Below are 23,038 nucleotides of genomic sequence, written 5' to 3' on the forward strand. Positions count from 1 at the left end.
CGGGTTGTTCCGCTAGAGCACCGCACCGGGGTTGAGGATGCCCTCGGGGTCGAGTGCGTCCTTGATCCGGCGGGTCAGCGCCATCACCTCGGGACCCACCTGATCCGGCAGCCACGCCTTCTTCAATCGGCCGACGCCGTGCTCGCCGGTGATGGTGCCGCCCAGCGCGATGGCGAGGTCCATGATCTCGCCGAAGGCGCGGTGCGCGCGGGCGGTGTTGTCGGGGTCGGTGGGGTCGTGCACGATCAGCGGGTGGGTGTTGCCGTCGCCCGCGTGCGCGATGACCGAGACCAGCACGTCGTTGCGTTCCCCGATGGCGGTGATCCCGGTGATCAGATCACCCAGCCGGGGCAGCGGGACGCCGACGTCCTCGAGCAGCAGCGGCCCGATCCGCTCCACGGCGGGGATCGCGAATCGCCTTGCGGCGGTGAAGGCTTCGCCCTCGGCGGGATCCTCGGTATCGAAAACCTCGGTCGCCCCGGCCTTCTCGCACAGCGACACCATCAACCGCGCTTCGTGCGCGGCGAATTCGCCCGGCGCGTCGGACCGGGCGACCAGCAGCGCGGCGGCGGTGCGGTCCAGCCCCATCCGCATCTCGTCCTCGACGGCGTTGATCGCGACGGTGTCCATGAACTCGAGCATCGCCGGGCGCAACGTCGAGGTGATGGCCAGGATCGCGTCGGTGGCGGCGGTGAGCGAGCCGAAACTCGCGACGACGGTCGCCTGCGGCGGCTGGGCCGGCAGCAGGCGCAGGGTCAGTTCGGTGATCACCCCGAGCGTGCCCTCGCTGCCGACGAACAGCTTGGTCAGCGACAGTCCGGCCGAGTCCTTCAGCCGCGGTCCGCCCAGCCGCACGGCGGTCCCGTCGGCCAGCACCACCTCCATGCCGAGCACGTAGTCGGTGGTGACGCCGTACTTCACGCAGCACAGTCCGCCCGCGTTGGTCGCCGCGTTGCCGCCGATGGAGCACATCTCGAACGAGGACGGATCGGGCGGATACCACAGGCCTTCCGCCGCGACGGCCCGCTTGACCTCGGCGTTGAGCAGCCCGGGCCCGACGACGGCGGTCCGGGTGACCGCGTCGACGCTGAGCGCGCGCATCAGTTCGGTGCTGAGCACGATCCCGCCGTCCACCGCGGTCGCGCCACCGGACAACCCCGACCCGGCCCCGCGCGGCACGACGGGCACCCGCCCCGCGTGCGCCCACCGCAGCGTGGCCACCACATCGGCGGTGTCGCGCGCCCGCACCACCGCCAGCGGCGTGCCCGCGTCCGGATCGCGCGCCCAGTCCTGCCGGTACCCCGCCAGCAGATCGGGATCGAGGACCACAGCCCCCTCGGACACCGCGGAAATCAACGACTCGAGGTCAACCCTGCTCTCGTCCACCTACTCAAATTAACCCGCGACGACCACCCCGCGTCGGTACTCCGGCCGGACTCGTGAACAGCGCTGACCCGCCGTGGGAGCGAGCTGGTCACCTGACCGACGTGATGTGCGCCCGACCAAGTGAATTTGCGCATGATTGTGATCCGGCGCGCCCGGTTGGTGTATACGGCGTCCAACCCGTCACAATGCCCATAGCGGGTGTGTCCGTCGGCGATCGGCCGTCGCGCACCCGGCGTGTTTCGCATTCCGCTCTACGGTGCGCTCGCTCGCGCATCGCACACACCGACGCGCCGCGTCGCACCGTACTCGCCGGGAGGGGCCGGAAGATGAAGGAACCGCAGGACCGCAACGAGTTGGTCGGCGCGCTGCTCGCCGCCGAGTTCGCCGATGCCGGGATCGACCCCGATGCCATGCGCCGGGTGCGCGACGGCGAACACGAGGAGTGGCTGTCCGCGCTGGAGGCCACCGGCATGTTCGGCATCCGCGCGCTGGCCGAGATCGCCGGTGAATGGTCCGCCGAACCGCGCCTGCTGCGGGACGCGCTGCTCGCCGAGGCCGACGAGTTCACCCGGCGCCGCTGCCTGGCCGCCTGGACCGCGCTCGGCCGCCCGGTCGTCGAGCAGCCGACCGCGCACGCGGTGGCCGTCGCCGTCCCGCACTGAGGCGGCGCACGCGCCCGTTTGCCGACTGCTCATCTCGGCGTCATCTCGCGCTGGCAGGCTGACGGCGTGGAGCAGCACGCGAGTGTCACCGACTCGATCGCCGACCGGTTCACCCGCTGGTGCGAGGCCGTCGTCGCCCGCCTGCCGTTCGGGCTGGACCGGATCGTGCCCGCGACGCTGCTCGGCTTCGGTCTGATCAACAGTTTCACCTTCGGTGTCGACCTGCTGCTGCTCACGCTGCTGCACACCGGGCTCGGGGTGCCGGTACCGGTGTCGATCACGCTGGCCTATGTCGCCGCCTTCGGCCTGGCCTTCCTGCTCAACCGCACCTTCAACTTCCACTCGCACGCGCCGATGGGCACGCAGGCCGTGGTGTACGCGGCGGTGGTGCTGGTGAACTATCTGGCCTTCATCCTCGGGGTCGGCTCCGGTCTGGTGGCGCTGGGCATGGAGTATCACCTCGCGCGGCTGGCCGCCGGGGCCTGCGAGGCCGTCTACATGTACTCCGCGATGCGCTGGATCGTGTTCCGGCGCAAGCGATCAGCGGATCCGGTCGGCGCCGGGCGCTGAACCGCCGCGCAGCACCTCGGTACGGTCGCCGTCGACCAGGACGACGTCGTCGTCGGTGAGGGCCCAGTGCGGGGTGCCCTCGGCGCGATAGCGGGCCAGCAGCTTCGCGGACTCGCCGTCGGGGTCGGTGGGGGAGTCGAGATGGACCACGAGCGGACGGTCCACCACACCCAGTCCGTCCCATCGTGATTCGACGCCGGTGGCCGGACGCACCTCGGCGGGGTCGTCCATCGTCTCCAGGCCGTGCAGGTCGGGGGCGAGCAGGCAGGCGCCCGCGCTGTAGCCCGCGTAGACCAGCGCGTCCTCGGCGAGCAGCGCGGGCAGCACGGAATCGGCTCCGCTGCGGGCGAATTGGGCCCGCAGGACGAAGGTGTTCCCGCCGCGCACCCACACCATGGCGAACGCGCGCAGACGCCGCTCCAGTTCACCCGGCGCGCCGAGGTGGTCGCGCAGGTCGACCACTTCCGGCGCGTACCCGTGCTGCCGCAGCGGGGTCAGGTCACTGGCCACCGCCGACGACCACGCGGCAGGCCACGCGTCACAGGCGTTGGGGATCACCGCGACCCGGCCGCCCGGCGCGCCGACGAGCCCGGCGAGCCGGTCGGCGAAGGCGCCGAACCGATAGGACGCCAGGAACAACCGCATCAGATGGTGAAGGCCAGGTTCTGCACGAGGCGCTCGCCGAGGGCCTTGTCACCGGTCACGGTGACCTCGTCACGGTGCGCGTCGGCGGTGGTCCGCCCGCCGCGCAAGCGCGCGAAGAGCCCGGAATCCATGCTGATCACGGCGTTCGGTTCGGCGTCGGCGGCGTCGAGCACCGCGCCGCGGCCGTCGAGCACCCCGAGGTGGATCTGCCGGGTGACCGGGCCGGTGAGGTCGAAGGTCAGGCGCGCGCCGTCGGGCGCCTTGGCCCCCTTCACCACGGCCCGGCCCAGCCCGATGGTGAGTTCGGCGAAGGCGGTCTCGGCGCGCGCGCCGCCCTCGGATACCGGGCGGCCGATGCCGTCGGCGAGGTCGAGTTCGTGCATCCAGCAGTCGAACAGGCGCACCCGCATGAACCGCCCGTAGGGCACCTGCCCGACCGGCGACACGGTCGGTGTCTGCCAGGCCTGCTCGTCCATCGCGGCCAGGGCGGCTCGCCGGCGATCGGTGACCTCGTCGAACAGCGCGAGCAGCCGCTTGCCGGACAGCGGGCGTAGTCGGTCGATCCAGATCTCGTTGAGCACCGCGACCTCGTTGCGCACGTGCGGCAGGGTCCGCACGTCGGTCTTGGGCCGCAGCGGGTCGTGCGGGGGCGGGGTCTCGCCGAGCAACCACGACTCGGTGCCGATCACATGCGCGACCACGTCGAACAGCGTCCAGCCCGGCAGCGGCGACGGCTTGCGCCACGCCTTCTCGTCGAGGTCGGCCACCAGGATGCCGATGGCCTCCCACTGCTGGGCGAGCAGGTCGGTCAGCTGCTCGCGGTCGGGCGTGCCCTCGGTCATCCCTGTGCTCCTTCAGCGTCGAGCGCCGTGAGTCCGGCGCGGATCGCGGCCGCGGTCGAGTTCGGTTCGTGGGGGCGGCGCAGCAGGAAGCCCTTGGCGAAGCTGAGCTTGTCCCCGTGTCTACGCGGCACCACGTGCAGGTGCACATGGCCGACGGTCTGGAAGGCCGCGATTCCGTCGTTGAGGATGAGATTGGCGCCGTCGCTGCTCAAGTCGCTACGGCGCAGGGCGCGCGCGAGCCGGTGCCCGGTACGGAAGAGTGTCGCGCCCAGATCGGGGGCGAGATCGTCGAGCTCGGTGGCGTGCTGCTTGGGAACGACCAGGGTGTGCCCGCGGGTGATCGGCCTGATGTCGAGGAACGCGCACACCGCGTCGTCCTCGTAGACCTTGGTCGCGGGCGCGGCACCCGCCACGATCCGACAGAAGACGCAGTCGTTCACAGCGACGACCCTACGGTGTGGCGTGGGTCGCGCAACAGTCCGAACCCCGCACCGACATGACGCGCGTCACGTATGTCGAGTAACCGGTCGGCTGACCAGCATTCGGACGTGGAAGTAAGTAGCCCACCTTCATGTGTGGTCTTGTCCGGCCCTACCTGCGGCGACGAATGTGATCATGGCCGCGGGGCCGCGGCCGCCGTGCGGAAAGGTCGTCAACTTGGCGAAACGGGTCGGGTCTGTCCTATTTCCCAGTGGATGGTCCAGCCCGCCGATGTGACGGGCATCTCGGCTAGGCTCACCGCGAGCCGAGTACAGTAGCGAGGATTTCAGCCGAACCTACTCGCAAGTAACGTCGGCTGACCCGTTGTTCCCCGGCTCGAAGCCAGCACAAGAAGGAAGTCTGACTAGTGGAGACAACGCAAAACGTGGGCGAGGGTTCGCCGCGCGGCGCGCGTGTCGGAGTCGTTCGCGAGTCCGGCCCGGGTGAGCGGCGGGTCGCATTGGTGCCCAAGATCATCCCCGCCCTGTCCAAGCAGGGTGTCGAGGTGGTCGTGGAAGCCGGTGCCGGCCTCGGCGCCCTCATCCCCGACGAAGCCTTTGTCGAGGCGGGCGCGACCATCGGTGATCCGTGGTCGGCCGAGGTCGTGGTCAAGGTCGCCCCGCCCAGCGATGCCGAGGTGGCCAAGCTGTCCTCCGGACAGACTCTGATCGGGTTCCTCGCGCCCCGCAACGCCGAGAACCAGATCGGCGCGCTGCGCTCCGCCGGTGTGCAGGCCTTCGCGGTCGAGGCGATTCCGCGTATCTCGCGCGCGCAGGTGATGGACGCGCTGTCCTCGCAGGCCAACGTCGCCGGATACAAGGCCGTGCTGCTCGCCGCCTCGGAGTCCACCCGCTTCTTCCCGATGCTGACCACCGCCGCGGGCACCGTGAAGCCGGCCACCGTGCTGGTGCTCGGTGTCGGTGTCGCCGGTCTGCAGGCGCTGGCCACGGCCAAGCGCCTCGGCGGCCGCACCACCGGCTACGACGTGCGTCCCGAGGTCGCCGACCAGGTGCGCTCGGTCGGCGCCCAGTGGCTCGACCTGGGCATCGACGCCGCCGGTGAGGGTGGCTACGCCCGCGAACTCACCGACGACGAGAAGGCCCAGCAGCAGAAGGCCCTCGAAGACGCCATCAAGGGCTTCGACGTGGTCATCACCACCGCGCTGGTGCCGGGTCGTCCCGCGCCGCGCCTGGTCACCGCCGCCGCCGTGGAGGGCATGAAGCCCGGCAGCGTGATCGTCGACCTGGCCGGGGAGACCGGCGGCAACTGCGAGCTCACCGAGCCCGGACAGACCGTGGTCAAGCACGAGGTGACCATCGCCTCGCCGCTGAACCTGCCCGCCACCATGCCCGAGCACGCCAGCGAGCTGTACTCCAAGAACATCGCGGCCCTGCTGGAGCTGATGCTGGTCGACGGCAAGCTCGCGCCCGATTTCGAGGACCAGGTGCTGGCCGATTCCTGTGTCACCCGTGAGGTGGAAGCCTGATGTACACCGAACTTCTCGCCAATATCGCGATCCTGGTCCTGTCCGGATTCGTCGGCTTCGCCGTCATCTCCAAGGTCCCCAACACCCTGCACACCCCGCTGATGTCGGGCACCAACGCCATCCACGGCATCGTGGTGCTCGGTGCGCTGGTGACGCTGGGCAACGTGAAGGACCCGTCCCTGCTGGTCCAGATCATCCTGTTCGTCGCCGTGGTGTTCGGAACGCTGAACGTCATCGGTGGCTTCGTGGTCACCGACCGCATGCTCGGCATGTTCAAGGGTAAGAAGAAGGCGGCCGAGTGATGCACGCAGTCGACAACATGACCTACCTGGTCAACGGCCTCTACATCGTGGCCTTCTCCATGTTCATCTACGGCCTGATGGGCCTGACCGGTCCGAAGACCGCGGTGCGCGGCAACCAGATCGCCGCGGTCGGCATGGCCATCGCCGTGATCGCCACGCTGATCTCGGTGCGCCACGCGGACCTGATCAACTGGATCCTGATCGGCGCGGGCCTGGTCGTCGGTGTGGCACTGGGTGTTCCGCCCGCCGTGCGCACCAAGATGACCGAGATGCCGCAGCTGGTCGCCGCGTTCAACGGTGTCGGTGGTGGCACGGTCGCGCTCATCGCGTGGGCCGAGTTCATCGACAGCTCGGGCTTCTCGGCGCTGCACGACGAGCCGAACATCCACATCATCATCGGCTCGCTGTTCGCCGCGGTGATCGGTTCGGTCTCGTTCTGGGGCTCGATCATCGCCTTCGCCAAGCTGCAGGAGATCCTGTCCGGCAAGCCGATCAGCGTCGGCCGCCTGCAGCAGCCGCTGAACCTGCTGCTGCTCGTCGGCGCGATCGTGTGCGCCGTGGTCATCGGCCTCGGTGCCGACAACGGCGGCGTCTCGCAGCTGTGGATGATCGGCCTGCTGGTGCTGGCCGGTGTGCTCGGCCTGATGGTCGTGCTGCCGATCGGTGGCGCGGACATGCCGGTCGTCATCTCGCTGCTCAACGCCCTGACCGGGCTGTCGGCCGCGGCCGCGGGCCTGGCGCTGAACAACACCGCGATGATCGTCGCGGGCATGATCGTCGGCGCGTCCGGCACCATTCTGACCAACCTCATGGCCAAGGCCATGAACCGCTCCATCCCGGCCATCGTCGCCGGTGGCTTCGGTGGCGGCGGCGGTGCGGCCGGTGGCGGCGCCGGTGGCGAGAACAAGCAGGCCAAGGCCACCTCGGCCGCCGACGCCGCGATCCAGATGGCCTACGCCAACCAGGTCATCGTGGTGCCCGGCTACGGTATGGCCGTCGCCCAGGCCCAGCACGCGGTCAAGGAGATGGCCTCGCTGCTCGAGGGCAAGGGTGTCGAGGTCAAGTACGCGATCCACCCGGTCGCCGGTCGCATGCCCGGTCACATGAACGTGCTGCTGGCCGAGGCCGAGGTCTCCTACGACGCGATGAAGGAAATGGACGACATCAACGGCGAATTCGGCCGTACCGATGTGGTCCTGGTCATCGGCGCCAACGATGTCACCAACCCGGCCGCCCGCGAGGACAAGTCCAGCCCGATCTACGGCATGCCGGTCCTCAACGTCGACCAGGCCAAGAGCGTCATCGTGCTCAAGCGCTCGATGAGCTCCGGCTTCGCCGGCATCGACAATCCGCTGTTCTACGCCGATCACACCTCCATGCTGTTCGGCGACGCCAAGAAGTCCGTCGGTGCGGTCACCGAGGAACTCAAGGCGCTGTAAGTCGCCACGTCCCGGGGCCCTTGCCGTTCATCGCGAACGGCAAGGGCCCCTTGCGTTGTCGGCTCAGAACAGCCGGTTGTACTTGCGGGTCCCCGGGAGATCCGGATAGGGGCAATCGGCGGAACCGGTGCGCAGGGTCGCGGTGGCGTCATCGGGGGCGATCCACTGGAGCTTGCCGCTGTCCAGCCAGGGTCTCAGATCGAAGTCCTTGCTGTTGGAGCCCCAGTTGTCGTCCCAGGCGGCGTACCGGCCCGGAGCCCGAACGACGTCGTAATGGTCACTGCCCCACACCGGTTCGAGCGCGATGCCGCGCGGCCGGTACACGGAGCAGTGGTAGGTGATCGGCCAGCCGGTGTGCGGACCGACCCGCAGCTGGGTGATCACGGCGCGTATCTCGGGATGGCCGAGTACCTGGGGATACACATAAGGCACGTCGGGGCCTACGCGGCGGGCGAACGGCGCGGGCGCGGGCGGGCCGTCGAGCCGCATCGCACCGGCCATCAACAACCAGGTGTGCGGTACGGGGTCCAAGCGGCGAACCGGGTTGGACGACATCCAGAACCACCCGTCGACATCGGCGATGTCGAGCGGCCAGTACACCAGCTGTCCGGTGAACGGGCACCGCGAGACCACGATGTCGGGCAGCAGTTCCTGGTACCGGGCGTGGAGCGCGGAGAAACGCTGGTAGGCCGCCCAGCCGTCGTCGGTGGCGCCCAGCTCCTGGTAGCGGGCGGTGAAGTGATTGCCTTCCGCGAGCAGAGCCGAACGCTCGGTGACGAACGGCTCCACTCCGACGATCTTGCGCACCGTTGACCCCCCACTCCCACGCGACTGTCGCGGAACCGACTGTGCCACAGCCGGAATCCTCGGCCAACCCGTCCGTGCGTGGTGCGGTGCCGCCGAAACGCGGCCACCCCGCCCGCTGGAGGTCCGGCGGACGGGGTGATCGGGACGGCGTCGGTGCCCGAGGACTACTTCTTGAAGCGCTCGGCCAGCAGATCGAGGGTCGCCATGGCCTGCCGGTAGTCCGGCCGCTTGCTGGCGGCGGGCAGCTCGTAGACCTGGCCCCGCTGGAAGGCGGGCAGCATGGCCAGCGCCGGATCCTGCTTCAGCTGGGCGATGTCGCGGCCGCCGTCGAGCTTGATCACGAACAGCACCGGAGCGTCGACGACGGTGCTCAGCAGTTCGGGGCTGAAGGTGACCCAGTCACCGGCCTCGGCCTTGGTCGGGTTGCCCGCCTTCGCTTCGATCTTGTCGTCGACGGTGAAGCCGACCCCGGACAGCAGCGTGGCCAGCGGGGTGTTGGGGGCGAGCAGGATGGGCTTGCCATCGGACTGGGACTGCATCACCGCCGTCGCGCCCTGCGGCAGCCGCACGGCGGATTTCACCTCGTCGACCCGCGTGTTGTAGGCGGTGATCATGCCGTCGACCTTCTCGGGGCGGTTGACGAAGTCGGCCACCGCCTTCAGCTGGTCCTGCCAGTTGGCGAGGTTGGACGCCACCAGCGCGGTGGGCGCGACCGCGGCCAGCTTGTCGTAGTTCTTGATCGTCTGCTGACCCGGCCAGCCCGGTCCGCCGCCGATGATCAGGTCGGGCTGCTGGGCGGCGATGAACTCCAGGTTCAGGTCGTCGCCGGAAGGCACCGCCACGGTGCCCTGTGCCTCGGCGTCGGCGGCCCAGGCGGCGGGGAACTCGCCGGGCTGCAGCGTGACACCCAGAATCCGTGGATCCGCGGCCTTCACCTTGGCGTCGAGGTCGAACAGGTACCCGGCGAGCGCGCCGTTGAGGACCACGATGCGCTGCGGGTCGGCGGGCACGGTGACCGGGCCCTTGGCGGTTTCCACCTGGTGAGTGCCGGACTCGGCCGCCTGCTCGGAGGTGGAGCTGCCGCAGCCCACGGCCGTCGCGGTCACCGCGACGATCAGGAGGGCGACGGCGGCACGCATGCGTGCCGTCATTCGGTGCGCTGACATGGAGTGATTTCCTTCTTTCTATCCAGTGGAAGGTCAGGTGCGGATCGCGGGATCCACGTCGAGCAGCGCGGCGACCTCGGTCCAGCCGGTCGGCATCGCGATCTCGTTGTGCGTGTAGGGAAGTCGCCGGACCACCAGGTGCGCGCCCGCGGCCTGCCACCCGGTGAGCTGGGCGTGCACGCGTTCGGGTTCCAGGCCGTTGTCCGCGCAGTACAGGGCCATCGGGCCGCGATAGCGCGGTGACGCGGACTCGGTGACCATGCGCAGCAGCTCGGTCGCCGCGTTGCGCACCACTTCCGCCAATTCCGGTGCGTACTCCGCGATTTCGGGCAGCAGCGCGTCCATGCCGGAGGGGTCGGCCAGGGTCGCGGCGGCCCGATCGGTCAGGTTCGACAGCGGATGCGAGTCCAGCAGACCAACGAAGCCGACCTGCTCGCCCTCGGCCTCCAGGATGGCCGCCATCGCGTGGGCCAGGTTGCCGCCCAGCGAGTAGCCGAGCAGGTGGTACGGGCCTCGCGGCTGGATGCGGCGCACGGCGTCGAGGTAGAACCGGGCCAGATCGTCGAGCGTGGGCGTCCGCCTGTCCGGCTCGGTGAGCTGGGGCATCTGCACACCGATGATCGGCCGGTCGGCCCGCAGCAGCCGGGCCAGCGGCGCGTACTTCCAGGCGGTGCCGCCGATTTGGTGGATGCAGAACAGCGGTGGGGCCGATCCCTCGGCGCGCAGCTCCAGCACCGGATCGAGGCGGCTGCCCAGACTGGCGAGACCGTCCGCCGGGCGCGCCGCGGTGGGATCGACCGCGCCGATCCGGGCCGCGAGCGCACGTGGTGTGGGAGCGCTGAAGACGTCGTCGAGGACGGCGGGCAGGTCGGCCCGGGTCAACCGGCCGATCAGCCGCACCGCGAGCAGCGAGTGCCCGCCCTGATCGAAGAAGTCGTCGTCCGCGCCGATCTCGTCGATCGACAGGACCGCGGCCATGGCCTGACGGATCGCGTCGAGCAGGCCGGGTTCGGTCGGCGCCGGGACTGTGGTCGCCGTGGCGGGTGTGTGCGCGGGGACCGCCCCGGGCCGGACGGATTCCGGCGCGGGCAGTTCCTGCCGGGCGATCTTCTCGGTCGCGGTGCGCGGGATGTGATCGAGCACCAGGAAAGCGGCGGGAATCATGTACGCGGGCAGCGCTGTTCGCAGCTGCTCGCGCACCGCGTCGGTGTCGAGTACGGTCCCGGACTCGGCGATGAGGTAGGCGACCAGGCGCTGGTCACCCGGGGTGTCCTCGCGCAGCAGCACCACCGCGTGGGCCACTCCGGCACAGGTGAGCAGGGCGGATTCGATATCGCCCAGTTCGACGCGCTGGCCGCGCAACTTCACCTGGCTGTCGGTGCGGCCGACGTACTCGAGCTCACCGCGCGGGTTCCTTCGCACGAGATCGCCGGTGCGGTACATCCTTTCGCCCGTCCCGTACGGGTCGGCCACGAAGGCGGCCGCGCTCAGGTCGGGACGGGCCAGGTAGCCGCGCGCCAGCCGGACGCCGGTCAGGTAGAGCTCGCCGACGGTCCCCTCGGGCACCGGCCGCAGCCGGTCGTCGAGAATGCGGATCGGATCGGCGGGCGCGCCGACCGGCACCGAGGTCGTGTCGGCGTCGACGGTCTGGTGGAAGGTGAAGCCGATCGCGGCCTCGGTGGGACCGTAGAAGTTGTACACGGCGGTGCCGGTCAGCGCGCGCATGCGCTGCGCGGTCGCGGGCGGCAGCACCTCACCGCCGGTGAGGACACAGCGCAGGTCCGTGCAGCCCGAGAGGTCGGCCTCCTCGGCGAGCACGGTCAGCAGGGAGGTCGTCATCCACATCGCGGTCACGCGCTCGGTGCTCATGAGCCGCGCCTGGTAGTAGGGATCGCGGTGCCCGCCCGGCCGGGCCAGCACGATCCGCGCGCCGACGCACAGCGGCAGGAACATCTCCAGGAGCGAGGCGTCGAAGATCGGCGGCGTGCGGTAGAGCATGGTGTCGCCCGGCCCGAACCGGCGTTCGCGGTGCAGCCACTCGAAGGTGGAGATGATCGAGGCGTGCGACAGGCTCACGCCCTTGGGCACCCCGGTGGAGCCGGAGGTGAACAGCAGGCAGGCGGTATTGGCCGGGCGCAGCGGCGCGCGCCGGTCGGCGTCGGTGAGCGCCGCGTCGGCGAATCCGCTGCTGTCGGCCTGGTCCAGCGAGCGCAGCACCATGGCGGGCGCGGCCGTGGCGAGGATCTGCTCGACGCGCTGTGCGGGCTGTTCCGGGTCCACCGGCAGGTACACGCCACCGGCCCGGCAGATCGCGTGCGCCGTGACGACCGAATCGATGGAGCGTGGCATGGCGACGGCGACCACGGTCTCGGGACCGACGCCGCGCGAGACGAGCCACCGGGCAAGACGATTCACCCTGGCATCGAATTCGCCGAAGTCGAGGGTGACGTCCTGCGCGGTGATCGCGGGGGCCGCCGGATCGACGGGCGTTCCCCAGACGGCGAGCGTGTCGCCGTGGGGGACCGGCTGTTCGCCGGTGGGCTGTGCGACGGCGGCGGTCGATGCCGTCGCGACCGGCACGGGTGTGAGCGGTGCGAGGAACATCGCGGGACGCAGGTCGGTGTCGGCGATGACCGCGGTCAGGATCTCGGTGATCCGCTCGGTGATCCGGGCGAGCGTGCTGTCGTGGACGGCGGCGCGGTCGTACCAGATCACCAGCGTCAGCTGATCGCCCGGCGGGGCGATCAAGGTCAGCGGATAGTGCGTGTTGCCGTGGTTGTGGAATTCGCCGCGGCGCAGCTCGTGCGACTCCGGCTGCCCGGCACCGGAATCCGGGAAGTTCTCGAAGGCGACCAGGGTGTCGAACAATGTCCCGAGGCCCGCGATCCGTTCGATCTCCGCCAGGCCCGCGTAGTCGAATTCCTGCATGGCGAACTGGTTGTCCTGGAGCTCGGCCAGCTGCGCGAGCAGCGCGCGCTCGGGGTCCACGGCGCAGCGCACCGGCACGGTGTTGGCGAACAGGCCGACGATGCCGGCCACGCCGGGCAGTTCGGCGGGTCTGCCGGAGACGGTCGCGCCGAACACGACGTCGGCGCGTCCGGTGAGCGCGGCCAGGATCAGTGCCCAGGTGCCCTGGACCAGGGTGCTCATCGTCAGGCCGCGGCGGCGGCCCAGCTCGGCCAGTGCCGTGGACAGCGATGCGGGCAGCGGCACCTGCCACTGCCGGAACTCGCGTGCGCGGCCGGTGTCGGTGCGCACCAGCGTGGGTCCGGCGAGTCCGGCCAGCCGCGCCGACCAGGCCGCGCGGACCGCCGCGCGGTCGCGGGTGCCGAGCCAGGCCAGATAGTCGCGGTAGGAGGCGGGTGCGGGCAGGTCGTCGCCGTGGTAGGCGGCGAGCACCTCGCGCAGGACGATCGGGGTGGACCAGCCGTCGATCACCAGATGATGGGTGTTGAGGACCAGCCGGTGCGCGTCACCGGGCATCCGGATCAGCGTGGCGCGCAACATCGGCGACCGGTCCACCGGGAAGCGGTGCCGGGTCGCTTCGGCTTCCAGCCGGTCGGCGGCGGCTCGCGCCGTGGGCAGCGGCAACCGGGACAGATCGATCTCCCGCCACGGCATGCCGACCGCACGCGGGACGGCCTGCACGGGCTGGTCCAAGCCCGCGTAGTGGAAGGCGGCGGCCATGGTGGGATGGCGGCCGACGACGGTGTCGAACGCGGCCGACAGCCGCGCGCCGTCCAGCGGACCGTGCAGGTCGACGCGGGCGCTCAGCGCGTAGACGTCGTCGGCTCCGTCGCGAATCGCGTGGAACAGCAGCCCTTCCTGCAAGGGGGACAGCGGCAGCAGCTCGGCCAGCGGACCGTGCGCGGTCTCGAGCGCATCGATCGTCTCCTGGGTGACGGCGAGGCCGGGGGCGTCCGACGGCGTGAGCCCGCCGGGGAACAGCACCGTGTGCGCGGCGAACGCCGCCAGCGCGCGGTCGAAGTGCCGCTGGATGTCGGCGACCTGATCCGCGCCGAGAATTCGGCTCGCCGAGGTCCACTCCACCGCCAGCCGGGCGCTACCCGGCTGCGCGGCGGGGGGTTCGTGTACGAAGACGTTGAGCGAAAGTACTTCCGTGAGCGCCTTTTCCGGCGGTTCCGTCACCGCGAACGCGTCGTGGTCGGGCAGCCGCCAGCCTGCGGTGCCCCCGCCCCCGAAGCGCCCGAGATAGTTCAGCAGCACCTCGGGTGCGCGCCGCCCGGCGAGTCGCGGCACGGTTTCCGGGTCGAGCCAGCGCAGCACGCCGTAGCCCACACCGTTGCCGGGGACGGCCCGCTTGGCCTCTTTGACCGCGCGCAGCAGCCGTCCGGCCGCCGCGCCGCCTGCCAGGGCGTCGGCCAGCCCGTCCGGGTCGTCGATCCCGGTGGCGGGTGTCCACACCGGGAACTCGGTGGTGAACCAGCCGATGGTGCCGGCGACATCGGTATCGGCACGCGGGGCTTCGCGCCCGTGTCCCTCGACCGTGACGGGCCTGCCGGACTCGAGGGCTTCGCCTCGCTCGTGCCGCCAGGCGTTGAGCGCCAGCACGAGCGCGGCGAGCAGCACGTCGTCGGTCTTGGCCCGATAGGCGCTGGGCAGCGTGGTCAGCAGCGCCTCGGAGACCTCGGCAGCGGCGAAAGTTCTCGTCCGCTGGGCGCTCTCGACGCGGTCCACCGTGTGGTCGAGCGCGCGTGCGCCCAATGTCGCGACGGTGTCGTCACCGAGCGCGCGCTCCCAGTGCGCCAGTTCCGGGCGGTGCGCGCCCGCGGCGCCGGACTCGGCGAGCAATGTGGCGTAGCGCCGCCACGAACTGCTCTTCGCCGACATCCGCGCCGGACGGTCCTCGCGCGCCGCCGCACACGCCTCGTACAGTTCGGGCACCAGAATGCGCCACGAAACCCCGTCCACCACCAGGTGGTTGGCGACCAGGACCAGCCGGTCGGCGGTTCCCGGCGCGGTGCGCACCACCGCGGCGCGGATCTCGACACCGGCGGCGGGATCGAGTTCCCCCGACAGTGTGGTCGCCACCGACTCGACCAGCGCGTCCACGTCGCTGTGCGGTGTCGCGGCCTTCGCGCCTGCGGGGTGGAGCCGGTCATAGAACAGCTCGCTGACCAGCTCCGATGCGCGGACAGTGCCGACACCGGCGACCTCGAGCCGGTCCGATTCGCCGAGGATCAGGCGTAGGGCGTCGTGGCGGTCGAGCAGGGCCTGGAGGCCGGCGGTCAGGTGGTCGAGGGTGAGGTCCTCGAGCAGGGTCAGGGCGGTCCACTGGGCGTAGCCGGCCACCGCGGCGCGATCGGGGTTCGCCGCGAGCAGCGCGGCCACCATAGGGGTGATCGGAACGGGGCCGGTCGCCTCGTCCGGGACCGGGGCGTCGGCGTGCTGGTCGCTCACCAGGGCCGTGGCGGCGATCGTGGCCAGATCACGCTGGGCCAGCAGTGTTTTCGGCGGGACTGCCCAGCCGAGGGCGCGCAGCCGACTGCTCACGCCGATCGCGGTGATGCTGTCGCCGCCGAGCCCGAAGAAGTCGTCGGTGGCGTTGACCTGGACCATGCCGAGCACCTCGGCCACCACGCCGCACAGCGCCCGCTCCTGCTCGGTGCGGGCCGGTCGCCCGGTGGAGGTCAGCTGGGGCGCGGGCAGCGCCGCGCGATCGAGCTTGCCGTTCACGGTGGTGGGCAGGGCGTCGAGCACCACGAGCGCCGAGGGCACCAGATGGTCGGGGACCAGCGTGGTGAGCCGGTGCCGCAGCTGATCGCCGTCGAGCGCGCGCCCGGCCTCGGGGACCAGGTAGCCCACCAGCCGCGTGCTGTCGCCGGACGTGCGCACGGTGGCGGCCGCGGCGGCCACGCCGGGCAGCGCGCCGAGCGCGGCCTCGACCTCGCCCAGTTCCACGCGGTAGCCACGGACCTTGATCTGCGCGTCGGCACGGCCGAGATAGTCGTAGCCGCGGCCGGGGAGCCAGCGCGCCCGGTCGCCGGTGCGGTACATGCGCTCGCCGGCCACGAACGGATCGGCGACGAACCGCTCCGCCGTCACCTCGACCCGGCCGAGATAGCCGCGCGCCAATTGCGGCCCCGCCAAATACAACTCGCCGATCTCGCCGTCGGGGACCAGGTGCAGCGCACCGTCGAGCAGATAGGCGCGGGTGCCGTCGAGCGGCCCGCCGACATGCGGCAGCGCGCCGGTCACCGGGGCACTGAGCGCGTCGACCGTGGCCTCGGTCGGCCCGTACATGTTGCGGGCGGCCACCCCCGAGGCGACGATGATCGACCACAGCGCGGGCGGGGTCGCCTCGCCGCCGAGCAGCAGCAGCCCGGGACGGTGCGCGCCGGCGAGCAGCCCGTTGTCGATCAGGGCGGTCGCCATCGACGGGGTGGTGTCGACGACGTCGATGCGATCGGCGCCGAACGCGGCGACCTGCGCGGCCGCGTCTTTCTGGATCTCGGTGTCGTACAGGTGCACTCGGTGCCCGCACCACAGCCACAACAGCTGGTCCAGCGCCGCGTCGAAGGCGAACGAGTAGGTGTGCGCGACGTGCAGCCGGCGCCCGCCCGCGCGTTGGGCGGCCTCGGCGTAGACGGTCGACCGATGGTGGTGCAGCAGCTGGGCCATCGCACCGCAGGAGATCTGCACGCCCTTGGGCTTGCCGGTGGACCCCGAGGTGTACACGACGTAGGCCAGATGCGCGGGCGAGCGCGGCGCGGCGAGCTCCGCGGTGGTCAGCGGACCGTCGGCGAGCCCGGCGACGGCCTCGCGAATGCCGCTGTCCGAGAGTCGGATCAGACCGCACACGGCGTCGTGGGTCGCTCGTTCGGCCGATGCCGCGTCGGTGATCGGGAGCGGGGCGTCGGACCGATCGGCGAACACCGTCGTCGCGACCGCGTCGTCGGTCAGGATCAGCACCGGCGCGGCGTCGTCGACGATGTCGGCGAGGCGCTGCGCGGGGTGCCCGATGTCGAGGACGAGGTAGGCCGCGCCCGCGTGCCGGACCGCGAGCAGCGCGACGACCAGGTCCACGGTGCGCGGGAGCGCGATCCCGACGATGTCCTCGGGGCCGACGCCGAGGCCGCGCAGGTATCGGGCCAGCCGGTGCACGCGGGCGCCCAGGTCGGCGGCGGTGAGCCGGTGGGCGCCGGCGACGAGCACGATGTCGTCTCCGCGCGCCGCGACCATGCGGTCGAAGACCTCCACCGTGTCCACCGCGTGGCCGGGCAGCGCGGCGCCGGCACGCTCGACAGCGATGCCGTCACTGATCTCGTTCCGGTACAGGGTGATCGCGCCGATCGGGGTGTCCGCTCCGTCGACCAGTGCGGTGATCAGCGTGACCAGCGCGGCCATCCGCCGCCGGGCCGTGGTGGCGTCGAGCGAGCGGGCGTCGACCTCGAAGCCGAGCTGGATCCGGTCCTCCGACAGCGGGGTGACGGTCAGGCCCAGGTCCTCCGGCGGGCCACCGGCGACATTGCGCAAGGTGCCGGTGGCGCCGTCGAAGTCGAGCGCGAAGTCGAACGCCTTGAGGTTGATGCCGATGCCGTGCAGCAGCGCGCCGGTCTGGGCGCCGCCGAATTCGCGAGCCAGGTCCTCACCGCGGAACCGCTGGTGCGCGCGCATCTCCCGCAGCGCGTCGGCCACCCGCTTACCCAGGTCGCCTAGGCGATCCTGGCTGGAAACCGCGATCCGCAGCGGCAGTACGTTGACCGCCATGGACGGGGTGGTGAGGGCGGTCTTGCCGACCCGCGCCATCACCGGCAGGGCGATGACGACATCGGTCTCGCCGAGCAGCCGGTGCACGAACCCGACGTAGCCGGCGACGAGCACATCGGCCCAGGTGATACCGGCGGCGGTGGCCGCCTCCTTGATGCGGGCCACCAGGTCGGCGTCGAGGACGGCGCGGGCCAGGTGGGTCCGCTCGACCACGCCCTCGGGCGCGCGGCCGCGACCGTCCAGCGGCGGCAGCGGGGTCAGCCGGTCGCGCCAGTAGTCGCGATCGTGCTGATGTGCCTGGCTCGCCCGGTATTCCAGGTCCTCGGCCACCAGCGTCTCGATCGAGCCCCACCGCAGGCGCGGCACGTCACCGCCGCGACGCAGCGCGGTGTAGTGGGCGGCGACCCGGCGCGAGACCATGGCCGCGCTGTAGCCGTCGATGATCAGGTGGTGGTAGAGCTGGATGCACCACACCTCGGTGTCGGTGAGGCGCAGCAGCGTGTAGGTGTAGAGCTGCCGGTCGACCATGGCGCGGCAATAGGTGGCCGAGCGTTCGCGTTCGGCCGCGACCAGCCGGTGCGCGGCCGCGATCGGGTCGGCCTCGCCACGCAGGTCGACGAGCGGACGCAGTTCGGGTTCGTGCTCGGTGATCCGCTGGCGCGGGCCGTCCGGGGTGTCGGCGAATCGCAGTCGCATGGTGTCGGTTTCGGCGATGGTGCGGCGAATCGCGGTGTCCAGCAAAGCGACATCGAGTGGCTCGGGTCCGGCGATCTCGAGTACCTCGCCGACCAGGTAGCTGAGCGAGTCGGGATCCAGGCGCTGGGCGTTCCAGATGCCCAGTTGCGCTCCGGTGAGCGGTAATCCGGGAGTTTCGGCGCTTACGTCGTCCCGTTCCACCGAGCTCACAACGACTCCTTCATCAACGTTCTCGACCCCCGCGCGCAGGCGATCCCGGCTGGCGAAGAGCGCAGCGGGACGCGGCAAAGGTAGGTTAGCCTAAGTTTATTTCTAATGGCGGAATGTGGCCCGCGTCACCGCATCCGGCGCGGTACCGATGACGCGACGCCTGGTCAGGCGTCTGCTTCGATCCGGGCCGGATCGAGGTGACGCAGCAGCTCCGCGGTGCCGGTGACCGCCCCGCATCGCCGCGCGACGTAGTTGAGCGCCATCACGTGCTCGTCGCGGCTGAAGTCCGCGGTCGCGTCGTGGACGAGGAACGGGCGCACGTCGCTCATGAAGGCCTCGGCGGCACTGAGCATGCAGCCCATGTGGGTGTAGACGCCGGTGACCAGGAGCTGATCGCGCTGGTAGTAGCCGAGCAGCTCGCGCAGGTCGGTGCGCTGGAACGCCGAATACCGCCACTTGGTGACCTGGATGTCCTGCGGTTCCGGGGCGATGGCATTGATGACGTGGGTGTCGGCCCCCTCGGCCATGCCGCTGCCCCAGAAGTCGGCGAGGATGCCACGCCGGGAGGGATGCTGGTTGCCGGGTTGCATCGTGTAGATCACCGGGATGCCCAGCTCGTGGCAACGGTCGCGCAGCAGGGCGATGTTCGCGATCAGGGTGCGGGCGGGATCGCGGTGCACGTCGTAGGCGTCGAGGAAATACTGCTGCATGTCGTGGATCAGCAGCGCGCAGCGCCCGGGCTCGGCGGTCCAGTCGACCTGGCCGGCGGGGACCTCGTCGGCGCCCGGCATCGGATAGGGCGCGATCGGGGGGATAGGCATAGCGGTCTCTCGTTCGGGGGAAGTCGGCCTCAGCCGACGGTGACGGGCAGATCCGCGATACCGAGCGGACCGAGGATGCGCTGGAACTTGCCGGTGGTCTCGGCCAGTTCGGCGGCTGGATCGGATTCGGCGACGATGCCGCCGCCCGCGTGCGCGAGCAGCGTGGTGCCGTCGGCGGACAGCTCGGCGCAGCGGATGCTCACCATCCACTCACCGTTGCCGTCGGCATCGCACCAGCCGACCGCGCCCGCGTAGAAGCCGCGCTCGCCCTCGAGTTCGGCGATGAGCCGCGCGGCCGCGCCGGTGGGCGTGCCGCAGATCGCGGGGGTGGGGTGCAGGGCCGCCGCCAGCTCGAGCGCGGAGGGACCGGCCGGCGGGACCGTCGCCGAGATCGGCGTACCGAGGTGCCACATGGCGGGGGTCTGGGTGAGTTCCGGTGCGGGCGTGCGCACTTCGGCGCAGCGGTCGCTGAGCACGGCCGAGACCTGATCGACGACGTAGCGGTGCTCGGTGTGGTCCTTGGCCGAGGCCAGCAGCGCGTCGGCGGCGGCCCGATCGGCCGCGGCGTCGTCGGCCACCCGGCGCGCGGAACCGGCCAGCGGATGACTCAGCACCTGGTGGCCGCTGCGGCGGGCCAGGATCTCCGGGCTGGAACCGACGAGATGGCGGCCGAGATGGCGGCCGCCGGCGGCGGAGAGGTCGACCAGGAAGCCGTTGGACAGCGGATCCGAGCCCACCATCAGGTCCAGGATGTCGTGCGGGCGGACGGGTCGCGCCGATACCGCGCGAATAGCCCTGGCCAGCACCACCTTCCGGATCGGATGTGCCGGATCGCCGAGGAGCTCGACGGCGCGGGCGACCCGCCGCTGATGTTCCTCCGGGTCGGGCACTGCGGCATCGATCTCGAAGTGGGGGACCGTGGTGCGCGGGTCGGGCGTGTGCGGTGCCTCGACGACGCGCACCGACTCCGGCGCCCACAGCGCCGTGGGTGCGCCGGGGGTGAACGGCAGGGCGCCCACGATATGGCTGATCCGCCCACTGCGCAGGGCGGTGACCGCGTCGTGCGCCGAACGGAAGATCGTCGCGCCCCCGGACGCGGACACGGTCCGCCGTGGACGGGACAGCACGAAAGCGGGGTCTGAACTGTCGGTACTGATGGTGATCACCCTTTCGGTCACATGTCGAGCGTTGCGCCACCGTCGACCCGCAGGTCATGCATGGTGATGTGGCGGGCGCCCTCGGACGCCAGGAAGTAGACGGTTTCGGCGATATCCGCGGGAGCGGCGATGCGGCGCAACGGGATACCCAGCCGGTAGACGGTCGGGTCGCCGTCGAGCAGCGCGGTCTCGGCGGCCGCGTCGATCCGATCGCCGCCGAACATCTCGCGCAGCATGGCGGTGTCGGTGGAGCCGGGGGAGACGAGATTGACCCGCACGCCCAGCGGGGCGACCTGTAGGGCCAGGGCTTTCGTGTAGGCCGTCGCGGCCGCCTTCGCCGCGCCGTAGGCGGCCATGTTCACCCGGGGCATGGCGGCGGCGTTGGAGGAGACCACGACGATCGAGCCGCGCCCGGCCGCGACCATCTCGGTGGCGGCGCGCTGGGTGACCAGCATGGTGCCGGTGGCGTTGACGGTCAGGCAGCGGGTCCACTCGGCGGCGTCGAGTTCGAGCGCGTTGCCGCCGACCATGACTCCCGCCGCGTGCACGACCACGTCGGCGGGCCCGTGCGCGGCGCCGAATCGGTCGAACGCGGTCCGCACGGCCTCGGCATCGCAGACATCGACTTCGACGCCGTGCACGGATTCGGCCGCGTCCCAAGCTTTGTCACGCCCAGCCGCGACGGCGCGGTCGACGGCGCGCTGGGCGAGGTCGGCGGCGACGGCGTGCACCGCGCTCTCGCGGTCCCACAGCGACAGCACTCGCGCCTCGGCGGCGAACCTGGCGGCGATCGCGGCGCCGATCCCCCCGGCCGCGCCGGTCACGACAACGGTCTGCCCCGTGGAATAGCCCTTAGACATGAGGTTAGCCTAACCTGAATCGGACGTCGGATGGTTACCTTCCCTCAGAACATCCGACGGGCAGTTCCGCAGATCCGCTGGAAAGAGGTGCTCGACTTGACCGCTCCCGTACTCCCCGGATTCACTCCGTGGCCGCCTGAACAGGCGCAACGCTATCGAGAGCAGAACCTTTGGGCCGGTGAGACATTCGGCGATCTGCTCGCCGCACGCGCGGCCGCGACCCCCGACCGGATCGCCGTCGTCGACGCCGCGAACCGCTGGACCTACGCCGAGCTCGCGCACCGCGCGGGCGCCCTGGCGACCGGTTTGGCCCGCCTCGGGCTGACGCCGGGCGACCGGGTGCTGGTCCAGCTGCCCAACCGCGCCGAATTCGTCGAGGTGATCTTCGCGCTGTTCGAACTGGGCGCGCTGCCGGTGTTCTGCCTGCCCGCCCATCGCGGCGCCGAACTGGTGCCGATCGCCAGGGCGGCGCGGGCGCGCGCCATGATCACCTGCGCGACCCACCAGCGCTTCGACTACGCGGCGCTGGCGGAGTCGGTGCGCGCGGAGGTGCCGAGCCTGCGGCACGTGCTGCTCGTATGCGACGAAACCGGGCCGGTGCGGGGCGAGGGTGTCCACGATCTCGCCGACTTCCGCGACACGCCCACCGAATTGCCGCGCGTCTCGGCGAGTTCGGTTGCGTTCCTGCAACTCTCCGGCGGCAGCACCGGGATTCCGAAGCTCATCGCCCGCACCCACGACGACTACCTCTACAGCGTCCGGCGCAGCGCCGAGATCTGCGAACTCGACAGCGACACGGTCTATCTCGCCACTCTGCCGGTGGCACACAACTTCCCGATGAGCTCGCCGGGCATTCTCGGGGCGCTGTGGGCGGGCGGCACCGTCGCGATGACACCGGACCCCACCCCGGCGACGGCGTTCCCGCTGATCGAGCGGTTCGGCGTCACCATCACCGGCCTGGTCCCGCCGCTGGCCCGGCTGTGGACCGAGCGCGCCGAGGCGGGCGATACGCCGGATCTGTCCAGCCTGCGGGTACTCCAGGTGGGCGGCGCCCGCTGTCAGGAGGAATTGGCCCGCCGGATCGGGCCCGCGCTCGGCGTCACCCTGCAGCAGGTGTTCGGGATGGCCGAGGGCCTGGTCTGCTACACCCGGCTCGACGATCCGATCGAGGTGGTGGTGAGCACCCAGGGGCGGCCGATGTCGGAGTTCGATCGGATCGCGGTCGTCGACGACGACGGCGCCGAGGTGGCGCCGGGCGCCCAGGGCAATCTGATCACCCAGGGCCCGTACACGATTCGCGGCTACTACAACAATCCCGAGGCCGACGCGCGCAGCTTCACCGCCGAGGGCTGGTATCGCACCGGCGATATCGTCTCGGTGCGGCCCGACGGCAATCTGGTGGTCGCGGGCCGCGCCGGTGACTGGGTGAACCGCGGCGGGGAGAAGGTGTCGGCGGAGGAACTCGAGGCGCACCTGCTCGAGCACCCCGACGTGCGCGAGGCGGTGATCGTCGGCACGCCCGATCCCGTTCTCGGCCAGCGCATCTGCGCGTTCGTCCAGCCCGTCGACCCGGCACGGCGGCTCACTCTCACCTCGGTGCGCTCGTTCGTGCGGGGTCGCGGGGTCGCGGCCTGGAAGATGCCCGACGCGGTGGTCGTGGTCGACCGGTTCCCCGAGACGGGCGTCGGCAAGACCAGCCGCAAGGAGCTGCGGCGATTGCTGGCCGACGGCGCGCACGGGAACTGAACCGGCCCGGGGTGGCGTGCCCGGCACGCCAC

General features: G+C 71.0%; 16 protein-coding genes. 6 read left to right on the plus strand and 10 right to left on the minus strand.

Annotated elements, in window-relative coordinates:
- Positions 1–12: 12 nt before the first annotated feature.
- Positions 13–1,344 (minus strand): FAD-binding oxidoreductase, encoded by a 1,332-nt coding sequence (locus Q7X29_RS07900; RefSeq protein ID WP_394358664.1) that lies wholly within the window; start codon positions 1,342–1,344, stop codon positions 13–15.
- Between the two features lie 368 nt (positions 1,345–1,712).
- Here Q7X29_RS07900 and Q7X29_RS07905 point away from each other — a divergent pair, with 368 nt between their 5' ends.
- Together Q7X29_RS07905 and Q7X29_RS07910 are read left to right on the plus strand one after the other, a co-directional pair.
- Positions 1,713–2,048: a hypothetical protein gene (locus Q7X29_RS07905; protein WP_218720931.1), complete on the plus strand. Its 336-nt coding sequence runs from the start codon at positions 1,713–1,715 to the stop codon at positions 2,046–2,048.
- 66 nt (positions 2,049–2,114) lie between these two features.
- Positions 2,115–2,618 carry a GtrA family protein gene (locus Q7X29_RS07910; RefSeq protein ID WP_316573653.1) on the plus strand — a complete coding sequence of 168 codons (504 nt, stop codon included), beginning with the start codon at positions 2,115–2,117 and terminating at the stop codon, positions 2,616–2,618.
- Here Q7X29_RS07910 and Q7X29_RS07915 read toward each other — a convergent pair.
- The 3 genes from Q7X29_RS07915 to Q7X29_RS07925 are packed head-to-tail and all read right to left on the minus strand — an operon-like array spanning position 2,589 to position 4,545.
- Positions 2,589–3,263 carry a Type 1 glutamine amidotransferase-like domain-containing protein gene (locus tag Q7X29_RS07915; RefSeq protein WP_218720933.1) on the minus strand — a complete coding sequence of 225 codons (675 nt, stop codon included), beginning with the start codon at positions 3,261–3,263 and terminating at the stop codon, positions 2,589–2,591. The two genes, Q7X29_RS07910 and Q7X29_RS07915, sit on opposite strands and share 30 nt — an antisense overlap.
- Positions 3,263–4,105, minus strand: coding sequence for a maleylpyruvate isomerase family mycothiol-dependent enzyme (locus Q7X29_RS07920; RefSeq protein ID WP_316573654.1), 843 nt, complete (start codon positions 4,103–4,105; stop codon positions 3,263–3,265). The genes Q7X29_RS07915 and Q7X29_RS07920 overlap by 1 nt, the downstream gene beginning before the upstream one ends.
- Entirely contained in the window at positions 4,102–4,545 is a 444-nt protein-coding gene (locus Q7X29_RS07925; RefSeq protein ID WP_218720935.1) for an HIT family protein, read from the minus strand. The genes Q7X29_RS07920 and Q7X29_RS07925 overlap by 4 nt, the downstream gene beginning before the upstream one ends.
- A gap of 407 nt (positions 4,546–4,952) precedes the next feature.
- Between Q7X29_RS07925 and Q7X29_RS07930 the strand changes: the two genes are divergently transcribed.
- From Q7X29_RS07930 to Q7X29_RS07940, 3 genes are read left to right on the plus strand one after another with little or no spacing between them, the layout of a single operon-like run.
- Positions 4,953–6,071 carry a Re/Si-specific NAD(P)(+) transhydrogenase subunit alpha gene (locus tag Q7X29_RS07930; protein WP_316573655.1) on the plus strand — a complete coding sequence of 373 codons (1,119 nt, stop codon included), beginning with the start codon at positions 4,953–4,955 and terminating at the stop codon, positions 6,069–6,071.
- Positions 6,071–6,373 carry an NAD(P) transhydrogenase subunit alpha gene (locus Q7X29_RS07935; protein ID WP_019045334.1) on the plus strand — a complete coding sequence of 101 codons (303 nt, stop codon included), beginning with the start codon at positions 6,071–6,073 and terminating at the stop codon, positions 6,371–6,373. Before Q7X29_RS07930 ends, Q7X29_RS07935 begins: the two co-directional genes overlap by 1 nt.
- Positions 6,374–6,390: 17 nt before the next feature.
- Positions 6,391–7,812, plus strand: a complete 1,422-nt coding sequence (locus Q7X29_RS07940; RefSeq protein ID WP_316573714.1) for an NAD(P)(+) transhydrogenase (Re/Si-specific) subunit beta — start codon at positions 6,391–6,393, stop codon at positions 7,810–7,812.
- A gap of 63 nt (positions 7,813–7,875) precedes the next feature.
- Here the strand turns inward: Q7X29_RS07940 and Q7X29_RS07945 are convergent, their stop codons facing one another.
- The 6 genes from Q7X29_RS07945 to Q7X29_RS07970 form a co-directional block, all read right to left on the minus strand.
- A complete protein-coding gene (locus tag Q7X29_RS07945) occupies positions 7,876–8,619 on the minus strand; it encodes a hypothetical protein (RefSeq protein ID WP_316573656.1) in 744 nt (247 codons plus the stop codon).
- A gap of 164 nt (positions 8,620–8,783) precedes the next feature.
- Positions 8,784–9,785 (minus strand): ABC transporter substrate-binding protein, encoded by a 1,002-nt coding sequence (locus Q7X29_RS07950; RefSeq protein ID WP_316573657.1) that lies wholly within the window; start codon positions 9,783–9,785, stop codon positions 8,784–8,786.
- A gap of 33 nt (positions 9,786–9,818) precedes the next feature.
- Entirely contained in the window at positions 9,819–18,422 is an 8,604-nt protein-coding gene (locus Q7X29_RS07955; RefSeq protein WP_316573658.1) for a non-ribosomal peptide synthetase, read from the minus strand.
- A gap of 164 nt (positions 18,423–18,586) precedes the next feature.
- Entirely contained in the window at positions 18,587–19,243 is a 657-nt protein-coding gene (locus Q7X29_RS07960) for an isochorismatase family protein (RefSeq protein ID WP_218720939.1), read from the minus strand.
- A 29-nt stretch (positions 19,244–19,272) separates the two neighbouring features.
- Positions 19,273–20,421, minus strand: coding sequence for an isochorismate synthase (locus tag Q7X29_RS07965; protein WP_316573659.1), 1,149 nt, complete (start codon positions 20,419–20,421; stop codon positions 19,273–19,275).
- Positions 20,418–21,260, minus strand: a complete 843-nt coding sequence (locus tag Q7X29_RS07970) for an SDR family oxidoreductase (protein ID WP_316573660.1) — start codon at positions 21,258–21,260, stop codon at positions 20,418–20,420. Before Q7X29_RS07970 ends, Q7X29_RS07965 begins: the two co-directional genes overlap by 4 nt.
- 87 nt (positions 21,261–21,347) lie before the next feature.
- Between Q7X29_RS07970 and Q7X29_RS07975 the strand changes: the two genes are divergently transcribed.
- Complete coding sequence (locus tag Q7X29_RS07975; protein WP_316573715.1) at positions 21,348–23,006, plus strand: (2,3-dihydroxybenzoyl)adenylate synthase; 1,659 nt, start codon at positions 21,348–21,350, stop codon at positions 23,004–23,006.
- The last annotated feature ends 32 nt before the right edge of the window (positions 23,007–23,038 follow it).

The organism is Nocardia canadensis, from assembly GCF_032656385.1.
Classification (GTDB): Bacteria; Actinomycetota; Actinomycetes; order Mycobacteriales; family Mycobacteriaceae; genus Nocardia; species Nocardia canadensis.

Coding starts and splice junctions, on each gene's coding strand:
- Q7X29_RS07905 (WP_218720931.1), top strand. CDS start 1,713: ATGAAGGAACCGCAGGACCGCAACGAGTTGGTCGGCGCGCTGCTCGCC.
- Q7X29_RS07915 (WP_218720933.1), bottom strand. CDS start 3,263: ATGCGGTTGTTCCTGGCGTCCTATCGGTTCGGCGCCTTCGCCGACCGG.
- Q7X29_RS07920 (WP_316573654.1), bottom strand. CDS start 4,105: ATGACCGAGGGCACGCCCGACCGCGAGCAGCTGACCGACCTGCTCGCC.
- Q7X29_RS07935 (WP_019045334.1), top strand. CDS start 6,071: ATGTACACCGAACTTCTCGCCAATATCGCGATCCTGGTCCTGTCCGGA.
- Q7X29_RS07940 (WP_316573714.1), top strand. CDS start 6,391: ATGACCTACCTGGTCAACGGCCTCTACATCGTGGCCTTCTCCATGTTC.
- Q7X29_RS07950 (WP_316573657.1), bottom strand. CDS start 9,785: ATGTCAGCGCACCGAATGACGGCACGCATGCGTGCCGCCGTCGCCCTC.
- Q7X29_RS07960 (WP_218720939.1), bottom strand. CDS start 19,243: ATGCCTATCCCCCCGATCGCGCCCTATCCGATGCCGGGCGCCGACGAG.
- Q7X29_RS07970 (WP_316573660.1), bottom strand. CDS start 21,260: ATGTCTAAGGGCTATTCCACGGGGCAGACCGTTGTCGTGACCGGCGCG.